Origin of the sequence: Psychrobacter sp. (assembly GCF_018260395.1) — a bacterium.
Classification (GTDB): domain Bacteria; phylum Pseudomonadota; class Gammaproteobacteria; order Pseudomonadales; family Moraxellaceae; genus Psychrobacter.
In genome coordinates this window covers 22,564-35,739 of sequence record NZ_JAGLBC010000002.1, presented here as the reverse complement: position 1 = coordinate 35,739, position 13,176 = coordinate 22,564, and the positions used below count along the sequence as shown (strand labels likewise).

General features: G+C 38.4%; 12 protein-coding genes. 2 read left to right on the top strand and 10 right to left on the bottom strand.

The window, feature by feature from the left end; translation table 11 throughout:
* Nucleotides 1-141: 141 nt before the first annotated feature.
* Nucleotides 142-1,992 carry a single-stranded-DNA-specific exonuclease RecJ gene (recJ, locus tag QZ265_RS00470; protein ID WP_296402295.1) on the top strand — a complete coding sequence of 617 codons (1,851 nt, stop codon included), beginning with the start codon at nt 142-144 and terminating at the stop codon, nt 1,990-1,992.
* A gap of 83 nt (nt 1,993-2,075) precedes the next feature.
* On the opposite strand, the gene QZ265_RS00465 is transcribed toward recJ, so the two are convergent.
* From QZ265_RS00465 to mrdA, 10 genes are all read right to left on the bottom strand, one after another.
* Nucleotides 2,076-2,711, bottom strand: coding sequence for a trimeric intracellular cation channel family protein (locus QZ265_RS00465; protein WP_296402294.1), 636 nt, complete (start codon nt 2,709-2,711; stop codon nt 2,076-2,078).
* Between the two features lie 299 nt (nt 2,712-3,010).
* Nucleotides 3,011-3,442, bottom strand: a complete 432-nt coding sequence (locus QZ265_RS00460) for a ClpXP protease specificity-enhancing factor (RefSeq protein WP_296402292.1) — start codon at nt 3,440-3,442, stop codon at nt 3,011-3,013.
* A gap of 81 nt (nt 3,443-3,523) precedes the next feature.
* Nucleotides 3,524-4,138: a glutathione S-transferase N-terminal domain-containing protein gene (locus tag QZ265_RS00455; protein WP_296402290.1), complete on the bottom strand. Its 615-nt coding sequence runs from the start codon at nt 4,136-4,138 to the stop codon at nt 3,524-3,526.
* A gap of 149 nt (nt 4,139-4,287) precedes the next feature.
* Nucleotides 4,288-5,004, bottom strand: coding sequence for a cytochrome c1 (locus QZ265_RS00450; RefSeq protein ID WP_296402288.1), 717 nt, complete (start codon nt 5,002-5,004; stop codon nt 4,288-4,290).
* A complete protein-coding gene (locus QZ265_RS00445) occupies nt 5,004-6,209 on the bottom strand; it encodes a cytochrome bc complex cytochrome b subunit (protein WP_296402329.1) in 1,206 nt (401 codons plus the stop codon). Before QZ265_RS00445 ends, QZ265_RS00450 begins: the two co-directional genes overlap by 1 nt.
* 23 nt (nt 6,210-6,232) lie before the next feature.
* Nucleotides 6,233-6,817 carry a ubiquinol-cytochrome c reductase iron-sulfur subunit gene (petA, locus tag QZ265_RS00440; protein ID WP_296402286.1) on the bottom strand — a complete coding sequence of 195 codons (585 nt, stop codon included), beginning with the start codon at nt 6,815-6,817 and terminating at the stop codon, nt 6,233-6,235.
* Nucleotides 6,818-7,124: 307 nt separating this feature from the next.
* Nucleotides 7,125-7,511, bottom strand: coding sequence for a 30S ribosomal protein S9 (gene rpsI, locus QZ265_RS00435; protein WP_296402285.1), 387 nt, complete (start codon nt 7,509-7,511; stop codon nt 7,125-7,127).
* A 21-nt stretch (nt 7,512-7,532) separates the two neighbouring features.
* Complete coding sequence (gene rplM, locus QZ265_RS00430) at nt 7,533-7,961, bottom strand: 50S ribosomal protein L13 (RefSeq protein ID WP_296402282.1); 429 nt, start codon at nt 7,959-7,961, stop codon at nt 7,533-7,535.
* A 279-nt stretch (nt 7,962-8,240) separates the two neighbouring features.
* The gene (locus tag QZ265_RS00425) at nt 8,241-8,954 is read right to left on the bottom strand and encodes an RsmD family RNA methyltransferase (RefSeq protein WP_296402281.1); all 714 of its coding nucleotides are present in this window, start codon (nt 8,952-8,954) and stop codon (nt 8,241-8,243) included.
* 266 nt (nt 8,955-9,220) lie between these two features.
* Nucleotides 9,221-11,233 (bottom strand): penicillin-binding protein 2, encoded by a 2,013-nt coding sequence (gene mrdA, locus QZ265_RS00420; RefSeq protein WP_296402280.1) that lies wholly within the window; start codon nt 11,231-11,233, stop codon nt 9,221-9,223.
* A 302-nt stretch (nt 11,234-11,535) separates the two neighbouring features.
* Between mrdA and QZ265_RS00415 the strand changes: the two genes are divergently transcribed.
* Complete coding sequence (locus QZ265_RS00415) at nt 11,536-12,864, top strand: hypothetical protein (protein WP_296402278.1); 1,329 nt, start codon at nt 11,536-11,538, stop codon at nt 12,862-12,864.
* The last annotated feature ends 312 nt before the right edge of the window (nt 12,865-13,176 follow it).

The window sequence follows — 13,176 nt, the reverse complement described above, 5'->3', positions numbered from 1 at the left end:
GTTATCGTTTGTATCTCCAACTGTTTACAGCGTTAATTCTGTAGAAATTATATTGATTTATTTCAACATTATGCTAAACCTAAGAATATTTTATAAAATTTTCTATCCTTCAATTTGCTTACATAAGATAATTATCAAAATATGTTGACTTTAACCCCCCGTTTTACTGGTACATTGCCAAATGATTTACCTGATAGCCTCAAAAGTCTATACCAAGTCTCACCAACTTTAACCCGATTATTACTAGCGCGTGGTATCAAAAACACCTCGGCGCTTGATTACCGATTATCAAACTTATTGCCAGCCGATGGATTAAAAGATATCGATGAAGCGGTAAAAATATTAGATGAGGCGATAGAAAAGCAAAAACGCATCTTAATTATAGGAGACTTCGATTGTGACGGGGCAACCAGTACGGCATTAATGATGCGAGTATTAACTGAAATGGGCGCTAAAGTTGATTTCGTGGTGCCAGACCGCTTTAAGTATGGTTATGGATTAACGCCTGAAATCGTTCAATTGGGCATTGATCAATTTTCTCCTGAAGTTATTGTGACTGTTGATAATGGTATTTCAAGTCATGAGGGTGTTGCTAAAGCCAATGAAAATAATATTACGGTGGTCATTACTGATCATCATTTAACCACTAAGCCTACACCTAAGGCACAAGCGGTAGTTAATCCCAATCAATTGCAGTGCGAGTTCGATAGCAAAGCATTAGTAGGGGTTGGCGTGGCCTTTTATCTATTGGGTCGATTGTCCAAATTTCGACGTGAAGCAGGTCGTTTAAGTGTTCAAGTTAGTCGTTATTTAGATTTGGTTGCTTTAGGCACTATTGCTGATGTTGGGGTGTTAGACCATAACAATAGGACGCTTGTGACGCATGGGCTTGCTGCCATTAGAGAAGGACGCTGCTGCCTAGGTATCTTAGCGCTGCTTGAGCTTGCTGGACGTGATCCTCAAAAAATGAATGTCCAAGATTTTGGCTTTGTCATTGGTCCTCGTATCAATGCTGCAGGGCGTATGGATAATATGCGTATCGGCATAGAATGTTTGTTAGCTGATGATATGCAGCAGGCCAAAAGTTTAGCTTATGAACTTGATAAGCTGAATAAAGAACGCCGATATGTAGAAGGGGGAATGCGTGAGCAAGCGGATGAAATCTTGCGTCAACTGCAACAGGCTGAGACTGATACACTACAATTAACTACTGAAGCTCATGGTAGTGAAATTAGCTCAGAAGAAGGGGATTTAATCCAGACCTATTCGGTTGAAAAGACAACAAAGCCTAGCGGATTACGCAGTTTAATTTTATATCAAGATGATTGGCATCAAGGCGTGATTGGTATTGTCGCTGGACGGCTAAAAGAAACACATTATCGGCCATCAATCGTCTTTGCCCCTGCTAATGAGACCAATGTTGGCCCGTTAGACGCAATTAAGGGCTCGGCACGATCGATTCCTGGCATTCATATAAGAGATGCCATAGAGAGCATAGCTGAAAGTAACCCTGAACTGATAACTCATTTTGGTGGTCATGCTATGGCAGCAGGTCTAACTATTCAAAAAAAGAATTTTGAAGCTTTTGCCAAATCCTTTGAAGACTTAATGCAGAGCTTAGATCCTTCGTTATTTGAAGAAATTCAATTTACCGATGGCGAACTTTCTGCACAAGATTTTAGTCTGCAATTTGTGGAACAATTAAACCACAGTTATATTTGGGGTCATGGCTTCGTAGCACCGCAATTTGATGGGCTGTTTGAAGTTTTAGGCGCTAAAATATTAAAAGATAAACACCTAAAACTTTCATTAAAATATCCCAATGTTATGTATCCAGTAGATGCTATTTGGTTCAACTACGATAGCGATAAATGGGATTATAGAGCCAAACAGGTTCATTTGCTTTTTGAGCTAAATATTAATGATTGGAATGGTAATCAAAATATTCAATTAATGATCAAAGATCTCGCAGTAACTGAAATAACTCCTTAAATATCTTTACTAAATAGATTCAATTAAATTCTTTATTCAATAATCATATTTTAAAGCCTAAACGAAAGTTTAGGCTTACTTATTTAATTTACTAGACGAATAGAAGGTAGGTGCCAATCAAACCTTAAAGCCATTACTCGCACTAAGAAAATTACAGCTAAAGTGATTAAATCATTTATCCCGGTATGTAACCCTAGTGCATCGAGGGCAAGGTAGAAACAAGAACCAATCACACTGGCCGTAATATAAATCTCTTTTTGCAACACTAGCGGTATTTCATTACAGATAATATCTCTAACCAAGCCACCTACAATAGCGGTACAAACAGCCATTAGAATGGCAATCGCAGGAGCTACACCTTGAGATAAAGCTACTTTTAAACCTATGACACTAAAGGCAGCTAGGCCAATGGCATCAAATAATTTAACCGCAGTATCTATCTTATGATATAGATGAAAGAATATTTGCAAAGCTAGAGAAGTAATGGTGATTACTATAACGTAATTGAGGTCAGTCATCCAAAATAAGGGGTGTCGGTCCAAAACAACATCGCGGATGGTACCGCCGCCAATGGCGTTGGCCATTGAAACCAAAATACAACCCGCAATATCAAATCCTTTATGCTGAGCTAGTAAAGTTCCTGCGATAGCACAAGCAATGACACCGATAATATCAAATATATAAATTAGCATATCCGGATTGATAAAGTAATTTGGCATGACATCATCACATAATTAGTTAATAGGGCGGTTATAAGGTTGCTTAATACAACATTTATAATTACAAATAAAAGGCCTCAAAAAGAGACCTTAATAGTATTAGTGGTTACTTCAAAAATAATGGATACAGTTTTAATGGCTTTGATTTTAATGGTTATTATGTTTATAGCTAAATTAGTAATATCTATATCTTTAATAGCTGAATTAACAGTTAATTAAATAACAATTAATTAAATAACATAGGTTGATATATCAATAGATATAACTTTTGAGATAGCTTAACGTATCGCTATATTTCATTATTTAAGTATTTTTAGACCTGCCTTTTTTGCCCGCTCAACTGTATCCACTTTTGGTGTAGCTTTATGTGTTTCTGACTCTTCAGCTATAAAATTATCATATTCTGATGGATCAAATGGCATAGCTATAGACTGATTTTCTTTAGCAAACAAAGCCATGACAGCTTGCATAGGTATCCATAGTTCGCGAGATACCCCGCCAAATCTTGCATTAAAATTGATGTAATCATTATTAATGTTAAGGTTGCCAGTGGCTTGACTTGCGATATTCAAAACAATTTGACCATTTTGAACATGCTCAGTTGGTATGACTAAATTATCTTGAGTAGCATCTACCAATAAGTAAGGTGTCAATGCATTGTCTTCTAACCATTCATAAAATGCTCTAATCATATAAGGACGAGTAGGTGTTAGCTGTAATTCTTCGGTCATAGTACCCTCTATAAATTTTTAATGAATCGTAGTCTTATAATCTTCAAAGTTATACTTTTACCATAAGCGTTATTATAAAAATCAGTTGATAGATTTCAAAAAGCTTTCTCGTTCAAAAATACGTTTTTGATACTCTATAAGCGGTCGACATAAATGTGTAGGCAACTCAATTTTCATTTCATCTAGACGATATAACATTGCGCCTAGCAATACGTCACACCATCCAAACTCATCTGTCATAAAATAATTGCTGTTACCAAATACTGGAGACAAAGTCACCAGTGCATCTGATAGCTTGTGGCGAGCGATATTAGCTTGCTGTACGTTTAAACTATCTTTATGAGTTAAAAGTATGCGACCCAGTTTTAACCAATCGTTTTGGATACGCCAAGCCAACTGTCGCTGAAGCGCCTTTTGCTTAGGGGTATCGGGCAATAACTTATGACCATGATATCTGTCTTCTAAGTATTCAAAAATGACATTAAGCTCATACAAGCTAAAATCACGATGTACCAAAACTGGAATGGTATTATACGGGTTAAGCTGACGCAAATCTTCAGGTCGCTCACTATCATGTAAAGATAAATAATAATTTACCTTTTTTTCTGCTAATAATAGCCGAATAACATGGCTATCATAACCATCATCAGCATATAACACGAGTTGGCTATCAGGAATATCTTTAGGATCAATCATAGACTACATTAAGCAATGAATAGATTAGCATAGTAACCAAAGTAGTTTGCTTAATCAATTGTATAATCTTTATCAAATTAAAAGTATAAAAAAAGACGATAGATTTCTATCGTCTTAATATAGGGCAATCCATTCAAATGAGAGTAGGGTTATTTAACGTCTTTCCAAAACTCTTTATTTAATAGATATACTGGAATTAATAGAACCAATAAGAAAATAATAACGTAGAAACCATAACGTTTGCGATCTTCACGTACAGGGTCTGCCATCCAAGCCATGTAGTTTACTAGATCGCCTACACGGCTGCGATACTCTTCTTCACCTAATTGGTTCTGTAAGTTCATTAGAACATGAGGCATCGCAACATTATGAAGTACTAAGTTATTGGTACCCCATGGACGACTTGGGTCTTCGTAGAAGCTTAATAAATACGTATATACCCAGTCATCACCACGTAAGCGAGTTTCTAAAGATAAATCAGGCGGTGGCGCACCAAACCACTTCGCTTGAATCTCTGGATCAATACCATTATTAATTTGATCACCAATTTGATCCGAAGTTACCAATAGATACTTCTCAACCAACTCAGGAGGTATCTCTAAATCCTGAGCAATACGAGAATGACGAACATATTTTGCAGTGTGACAACCAGCACAATAGTTCATAAACATGGTAGCACCACGTTGTAATGACCCTTTATTGCTAAAATCGATTGGAGCAGTGCTACATGCAAGATGTTCTTCAACACCTTTAGCATTAGTAAAGGTACCACAACCACTTTCACCTGCAGCCTGAGCTGATGTAGCGGCAAATGCCATAGCCACAGCAAAACCTAATCCGGTCAATGATTTGATAAAAGCACTCATTAGTGACCTCCAGTAACGCGTTCAGGTGGTTGCTTACATGTCTCAATTGAAGTATAAATTGGCATCAAAAAGAAATATAAGAAGTATAAGATTGTAAAAATGCGACCTAAGATAGTGTTCAATGGAGTAGCAGGAGCAACACCTAAATAACCTAGAGCTAGGAAGCTGACCACAAATATTGCTAAAGCAATCTTAGATAAAATACCTTTATAACGTATCGATTTAACTGGTGAACGGTCTAACCATGGCAATAAGAACAACATAGCAATCGCACCACCCATGGCAATAACGCCGCCTAACTTATCAGGTACTGCACGTAAAATTGCATAGAATGGTGTGTAGTACCAAACGGGAGCAATATGTGGTGGAGTCTTTAATGAGTTAGCTACCTCGAAGTTTGGCTTTTCTAAGAAGAATCCACCGCCTTCAGGGAAGAAGAACACTACAGCAAAGAAGATGATAAAGAATACTACGATACCAACTAAGTCATGCACAGTGTAATAAGGATGGAAAGGAACGCCATCTAAAGGTATGCCATTTTTATCTTTAAGTTTCTTAATGTCTATACCATCAGGGTTGTTTGAACCGACATGGTGTAGTGCCACTAAATGAATGAATACCAAGCCTACTAAAACCAGTGGAATAGCTACAACGTGTAAAGCAAAGAAACGGTTAAGTGTAATACCAGAAATCAGATAGTCACCACGAACCCATTCAGCTAAGCCGTCACCAATAACAGGAATAGCAGCAGGTAAGTTTAGAATTACCTGAGCACCCCAGAATGACATGTTACCCCATGGTAATAGATAACCAAAGAATCCCTCTGCCATTAAGCATAGGTAGATACCCATACCAATTAACCAGATAAGCTCACGAGGCTTCTTATAGGAGCCGTAAAGCATTCCACGGAACATATGTAGGTAAACCACAACGAAGAACGCAGAAGCGCCTGTGGAGTGCATATAACGAATTAACCAACCGCCCTTAACATCACGCATGATGTATTCAACAGACGCAAAAGCACCTTCAGCGCTAGGGTTAAACATCATAGTTAGCCAAATACCAGTAACTAACTGGTTGACTAACACAATCATCGATAAAACACCAAAGAAATACCAGAAGTTAAAGTTTTTTGGGGCATAGTACTTCGACATATGATATTCATACGTCTCAGTTGCAGGAAAGCGGGCGTCTACCCAACCCATCATTTTTTTACCAAAGCTCATGATTACGCCTCCCCGACAGTTAAGATAGGACCATCTACGCTGTATTCTGGTACTGGTAAATTCAACGGAGCAGGAACGCCTTTATACACACGACCAGATAAGTCATATTTTGAACCGTGGCATGGACAGAAGAATCCACCAAACCAGCTACTTCCACCTATGTCTGCAGCCCCTACTTCTGGACGGTAGTTCGGCGCACACCCTAGATGAGTACAAACGCCCTCTACGACTAATACAGTAGGCTCACGCGAGCGAGTAACGTTTTTAGCATATTCAGGTTGTACTGAAGCTTCAGAAGTAGGGTCACTTAGTAGGGGGGTAACCTTCTCTAAGTTAGCTAACATCTCTTTAGTACGCTTAACGACAAATATTGGCTTACCGCGATATTTAACAACAATCATTTGGCCATCTTCGATAGCACTAATGTCTTGTGTTACGGCAGCACCTGCAGCTTCGGCCTTCGCACTTGGGTACCAAGAACGCACGAATGGTGTGGCTACCGAAGCAACCCCTACTGCGCCTAAAGCGGCAGTCGAAGCGATCAGAACTCTACGGCGTTTTATGTTGACGCCTTCGGCATGGCTCATTAAAAACTTCCTCCAGATAAAAGTCATGAAACGACGAAACTTAGTATATAAGTTACTCGTTACGTTTCATACTGGTATGTAAGACCCAATGCAATAAGAAGACAATAGCATTAAATTCCATTATGCTATTGGTCATTAATAATAAATGTTGGGTTACATTGGCTTTGCCTAATATTACTAATTGTGTCTATTCTAAGCTATTTTAGTAATAAAATAAATTCGCTTCTGTAAAAATAAAAAAACCCTTGAGTCAACAAGGGTTTTCTTATTATTAAACAAGCAAATATAACACTGCCTATCAAATAAATTAACGTTTTGAGAATTGAGGACGTTTACGTGCTTTACGTAGACCCAATTTCTTACGTTCCACCTGACGAGAGTCACGCGTAACAAAACCAGCTTCTTTAAGAGCAGGTTTTAAAGTTTCGTCAGACTCAATAAGCGCGCGGGTGATACCATGACGGATAGCACCAGCTTGACCATTGATACCACCACCTTTAACGGTAGCATAGATATCGTATGATTTAGCTGAGTCAAGTAGTTCTAGTGGCTGGCGAACAACCATACGTGAAGTTTCACGACCAAAATATTCATCAAGTGGTTTGCCGTTTATAACGATATTACCTGTACCTTTTGATAAAAAGACGCGGGCAGTTGACGTTTTACGACGACCAGTTCCGTAATTGCGTTCCATAACTTACTCCTGATTATGCGATTAGATGTCTAGTTCTTTAGGCTGCTGGGCGGCATGTGGATGCTCTGTACCAGCATATAGCTTCAACTTCTTAATGGTAGCATAACCAAGAGGGCCTTTAGGTAACATACCTTTTACGGCTTTCAAAAGAACTTCTTCTGGCTTATGAGCAATTAACTTAGTGAAGTTAGTCTCTTTAATGCCGCCAGGATAGCCACTGTGACGATAGTATTTTTTGTCTTGGGCTTTTTTACCAGTTACTGCAATCTTATCAGCATTGATAACAACGATATAATCGCCAGTATCTACATGCGGAGTGAAAGATGGCTTATGCTTACCGCGTAGGCGAGCAGCAAGTTGAGTGGCAAGACGACCTAAAGTTTTACCTTTAGCATCGACGATATACCAGTCGTGAGTAACCTCAGCGGGCTTTGCACTTTGTGTTTTCATGATTAAACCTTAAGTTGTCGAGTGAAGCAGTTGTCTGTGAAACAGCTGAACTGCTTCACTGTCGTTGAGAGTGTTGGGGGAAACGGGGCTCTCAAAAAACAGACGCACATTGTAGTCATTGCCCACGTAAAAAGCAATATAAGAATGTAAATTGAATGCTTTATTTCACTAAAAATACTTAAGTTGAACTATAAAGCTACTAATCAATGGGTATTTAACCTGTGTTATTGGCTATACCAGTAGGTTTGGCTTATGTAGGTAGCGATATAAACCATGTAGTTAATCAAGTTTTATTTGAATTAGACTTGCAAAAATTTGACCTATTTTGGTCTCTTTTAGGGTGAGGTAAGAATAGGGCAATTGCTGCAAAGTTTCACTAAGGATACGTCTATCTTCAATATATAAAAGCGACTCTGAGTTTACCAAATTATGTTCGATAAGCTGGTTTATCATCGGTACCCATAAATCCAAGTCGTAAGGCGGGTCTATGTAAACAATATGATATGGATAGGGAGAAATAGCATTAGATGGCGTATCTTCTTTTGATTGATAAACGTTTATTGATTGATGAGCGTTTTGTGATCGATGAACGTTTTCTGATCGATGAACAATACTATTAGCTAACGAGGGGATAACTTGTAGAGCATCACCAGCGGATACTCTATAACGGTCAGTCGATAACTTTAACTTTTCAGCAGTTTTAGCAATCATATTAACTTGATTTGCTTGTAGTTCAATAAAGTCTACCCAGCTTGCCCCTCGAGATAAGGACTCAAACCCTAGAACACCACTGCCAGCACATAAGTCTAAGACTTTGGCGTCATGCAGGTCAAATTGAATCCAATTAAAAAGCGTTTCTCTTAGTCGATCTGGACTTGGGCGAAGACCTTCAGCATCAATAAATGGCACCATCTGTCTTCGAAACTGCCCGCCAATAATTCTCACTTGACCCGCAGTTCCAGATTTTACTTTAGAAGCATTGCCTTTTGCCATGTTTTTAGCTGTTCCCCAGTTTGTGCATTGTTATGAACATTAGTTAAAATAAAAGGAATTATGAGTCAAAGAGTCGCTAAAAGTTTACGACAGATAACTTTATTGATAATCGCCAGGGCCAGTATCAATATAGCTTTCGAATCTAAAAGGTTATTTAATTACTAATATTATAAGTTTGTTGAATAATTATATTTGTTAAAAAGTTATATTTCGTAAAAAGTAATATAGGCTAAAAACAAACGCCATATTAATAACTCAAGCATTTTCTAAGTCGCTGGTTTTTCAGTTGGTTTTGCAGCTGGTTTGTTTACTGGTAATGTTTCAGTAGCCTGTGAGGCAGCTTTTTCAGCAGCAACTTTGGCATCACGCTCAGCATCTAATTGAGCTTTGGCTTGCGCTTTTTGTATCTTAATCAACTCAAGCTCTTCAGCAGTAGGCGGCACAATAGGGTCGCTTTTACGATGTAATATCCAATAATCGAATAAAGCGCGGCCAATAGGAGCCGCTGTATGACTACCACCACCACCATTTTCAACCAATACAGCGACAGCAATTTGGGGGTCATCAACCGGTGCAAAGCCAGTAAACCAAGCATGGTCCCAGTGGCGCTTATCAAGGGCAGATTTATTATACCTTTTACCTTGAGCAATGGACTTAACTTGAGCGGTACCTGTTTTACCTGCTATACGGTATCGAGGGGTATAAATACCTTTGGCTGTCCCTCTTTTTACGGTTTCTTCCATTGCAGATTGCATTTTTAACCAATCGTCTTTAGTCCCATTGAACTTAATCTGTCCTGTGGGTCTATCGATAGGGTGAATTACAGCTGCCCCTTCTGAGCGTTTTAACATATGCGGAGTCAGCTTATTACCTGAATTGGCCGTCGTTGCTGTAGCATTGGCCACTTGCAGTGGAGTTGCCAAAAAGTATCCTTGACCAATACTTACCGAAATGGTCTCTCCAGGTAGCCAAGCTTTTTTGTAGGTATCCATTTTCCATTTTGGAGAAGGCATGACACCTGATTTTTCGCCAGGAAGGTCAATACCTGTTTGGCTACCAAACCCAAATCGTACCATCCAGTCGTGTAGACGCTGAATGCCCATTTGATAAGATAATTTATAATAGTAAGTATCGACTGACATCATGATAGATTTGGTTAGGTTAACGGTTCCGTGACCTCCTTTTTTCCAGTCACGGAAACGGTGACTGTCACCTGGTAGTGTAAAATACCCAGGGTCATAAATAGTGTCGTTCCAGCCCATTAAGCCATAATGAATAGCCCCTAAACCTTCAAATGGTTTAACCGTTGAAGCAGGGGGATACATTCCTTGCAACGCTCTATTGTACAGAGGCTGATCAAGATCATCTCGTAATGCAGCATATTCTTTAAATGAGATACCAGATACGAATGGGTTGGGATCAAAGCTTGGGTTACTGACGAATGCCAAGACATCTCCATTTTTAGGATCTATAGCCACGATAGCACCACGTCGACCATTCAACTGGTCTTGAGCGATTTTTTGGAGACCATAATCTAAGCTAAGATAAATGTCATTGCCGGGTATAGGAGGCGTATTATCAAGTTTGCGTAGGATGTCTCCATGTACATTTGTTTCAACAGCTTGATGACCGGCTTTGCCTAACAATAAATCTTCGTAGTATTTTTCAATACCAATTTTACCTATAAGGTCAGTACCTGCGTAGCGCTCCTTATCAATCTTTTTAGACTCTTTATCATTAATACGACCCACATAACCAATAACATGAGCAAATAACTCATCATAAGGGTAGCTTCGAGTCAATTTACTTTGAATACTTACCCCTTTGAAGAAAGGTTTACGTTCACTAAACTGAGCCATCTGCTGATCATTAATACCAATTTTAATGGTAACTGGATCATTTTTACTTTGTTCAATACGAGCAAGAATATCAACAATATCTTCATTAGTAAGATTAAAAATAGGCGCCAGTAACTGCAGTGTCCGCTTCGGATCTTGTACTTCATCAGGACTAAGCATGGCCGTAAATACTGGTTTATTATCAGCTAGTACATAACCATTCCTATCATAAATATACCCTCTTGAAGGAGGGTCTGATATTAATTTGACCCGGTTGTTCTCAGCTTGAGTGATATATTTATCATGCGAATAGACCTGTAGATACCAATAGCGAACTATTAGGACGGATAAGCCTAAGAATATAAATAACGCTGCAAAAAAAATGCGGTTTAGGAAACTACGATTTTCCTGGCGAATATCTGAAGATATGGGTGGTTTCATTAAATTAATATACTTAGCAGGATGAAGAAAGAAAACAGCGTATGGAGGGGTAAATAATAGGGGTAATGACCATTTTTAGCAATTATAACATAACAAATCAACGCTCATAAAATTGCTCAAAGATTATTAATATGCTCAAAGCTATTGCAGTATAGACTCATATCAAGCTATTATCAGGGCTCACTAGGATTGGTGTTTTGATTTAAGTAAATCGATAGTTAGTGTGTTAGAATCTTACACACTAACACTACAATAACATGGAAATAGGTTTCCTCAACCTAAGTATAAGTGATATATCCAACATGCTCTCTTCTATCTGGCAAGTCTTAAGCGCGCATCCTGAATTTTTAGCAATGTTAACCATTCCTTTTGTAACGGCTTTTGTTACATGGGCGCACGTTTGGATGGCTTTGAAAATGTTGTTTTACCCTATTAAGTTCTGGGGTATTAAAATTCCTAACCTGCCATTTGGTTGGCAGGGCATAGGCTGGCAAGGAATTGTTCCAGCCAAAGCAGGTAAAATCTCTGGTGTTATTGTAGACCAAACGCTTTCTAAGTTAGGCTCGTTAGATGAGTTCTTTCAGGCAATGGAGCCTGAAGAAATGGCGGACTTTATTACCGCTACTGTTGATGCCAATTTAGAGCGGCTTATTGATGAAATCATGAATGAGCGTTCTGCTTCTTTATGGGGTAATATGCCTTATGCCTTAAAGCGCCGTATTTATAGTTATGCGCATGTGCAGCTACCTTTTATCATGAGAGAGCTGGTTGTTGATCTAACCCATAATGTCGAAGAATTGGTCGACATGCGTCAAATGATTGTACGAACTATGGAGAATGATCGTCGTTTGATGGTTAATATGTTCTTAAAGGTAGGTCAAAAAGAAATCAACTTTATTTGGCATATTAGTGCAGTGATTGGTTTTATCTTTGGTATTGTGCAAATGTTCATTTATTTGTTGGTACCACAACACTGGACTGTCCCTTTCTTTGCTGCTATTTGGGGATTTTTAACCAACTGGATAGCCATATGGATGGTATTTAACCCTGTTGATCCCACTCCTGTTAGGTATTTAAGAGTATTTAAACGAATTAAAGGCTTTCCATTTATTGTGCCTGTTTTACCGAAAATTGATACGTTTAACTGGCAGGGCGGTTTTATGAAGCGTCAGCCTGAAGTCTCTGAGGTGTTCGCTGGTATCGTTGTGCAAGAACTGGTGACTTTAGAAAATATTATGAATGAGATGATGTACGGACCTAAAGCGGCTGAAACTCGTGACCTAATGAAGGACCATTTGTATAGTGTACTAGAATCACCGGTAGTAAATACTACTTTAAGAGTTGGTTTGGGTAGAAAAGAATTTGGTCAGTTGAAAAATACCATTATTGATAAGTCAATTGACGCTACCATGATTCCTATTCGTGATCCTGCGTTGAACGAGAGTCGTGCGAGTAAAATATATGGTTTATTCTGTGAGCGTATTAAAGCACTAAGCTCGCACGAATTTCAAAATTTATTACGCCCCGCATTTAGAGAAGATGAAACCACGCTAATTATATTGGGTGGAGTCACTGGTTTCTTAGCAGGTTGGCTGCATTTAATTTTAGTATTTTACCCTGTAAGTGGATAAAATGATAAAATATACTTGCTGCTAAAGCTATCTATATCACCATTGGCAATATACAATATGTCCTCAGATTTGACGCTATTGGTATATTGCGATTGCGTAGTACAAGTTTATCTAAAGCCACTCTGTAGTTTGAGTGGCTTTATTCGTAAAGACCCAGTCAAAAAGCTTAGCTATTAATTAATGATAACCTATAAAAATCATAGCTAAAATTTTAACTAAGATGCGTTAATATCGAATATTTTTATTTAGAAATGGCCAAATCGGTTAAAGCAATTAGGTTAAAAATAGTTAGTAAAGTAGTAATTTCAGACT

What these genes read in the sequence shown, in the direction of transcription:
- QZ265_RS00450 (WP_296402288.1), bottom strand. Translation starts at nt 5,004, where the DNA reads ATGAGTGCTTTTATCAAATCATTGACCGGATTAGGTTTTGCTGTGGCT.
- QZ265_RS00465 (WP_296402294.1), bottom strand. Translation starts at nt 2,711, where the DNA reads ATGCCAAATTACTTTATCAATCCGGATATGCTAATTTATATATTTGAT.
- QZ265_RS00460 (WP_296402292.1), bottom strand. Translation starts at nt 3,442, where the DNA reads ATGACCGAAGAATTACAGCTAACACCTACTCGTCCTTATATGATTAGA.
- rplM (WP_296402282.1), bottom strand. Translation starts at nt 7,961, where the DNA reads ATGAAAACACAAAGTGCAAAGCCCGCTGAGGTTACTCACGACTGGTAT.
- QZ265_RS00415 (WP_296402278.1), top strand. Translation starts at nt 11,536, where the DNA reads ATGCTCTCTTCTATCTGGCAAGTCTTAAGCGCGCATCCTGAATTTTTA.
- QZ265_RS00425 (WP_296402281.1), bottom strand. Translation starts at nt 8,954, where the DNA reads ATGGCAAAAGGCAATGCTTCTAAAGTAAAATCTGGAACTGCGGGTCAA.
- rpsI (WP_296402285.1), bottom strand. Translation starts at nt 7,511, where the DNA reads ATGGAACGCAATTACGGAACTGGTCGTCGTAAAACGTCAACTGCCCGC.
- QZ265_RS00455 (WP_296402290.1), bottom strand. Translation starts at nt 4,138, where the DNA reads ATGATTGATCCTAAAGATATTCCTGATAGCCAACTCGTGTTATATGCT.
- mrdA (WP_296402280.1), bottom strand. Translation starts at nt 11,233, where the DNA reads ATGAAACCACCCATATCTTCAGATATTCGCCAGGAAAATCGTAGTTTC.
- petA (WP_296402286.1), bottom strand. Translation starts at nt 6,817, where the DNA reads ATGAGCCATGCCGAAGGCGTCAACATAAAACGCCGTAGAGTTCTGATC.
- QZ265_RS00445 (WP_296402329.1), bottom strand. Translation starts at nt 6,209, where the DNA reads ATGGGTTGGGTAGACGCCCGCTTTCCTGCAACTGAGACGTATGAATAT.
- recJ (WP_296402295.1), top strand. Translation starts at nt 142, where the DNA reads ATGTTGACTTTAACCCCCCGTTTTACTGGTACATTGCCAAATGATTTA.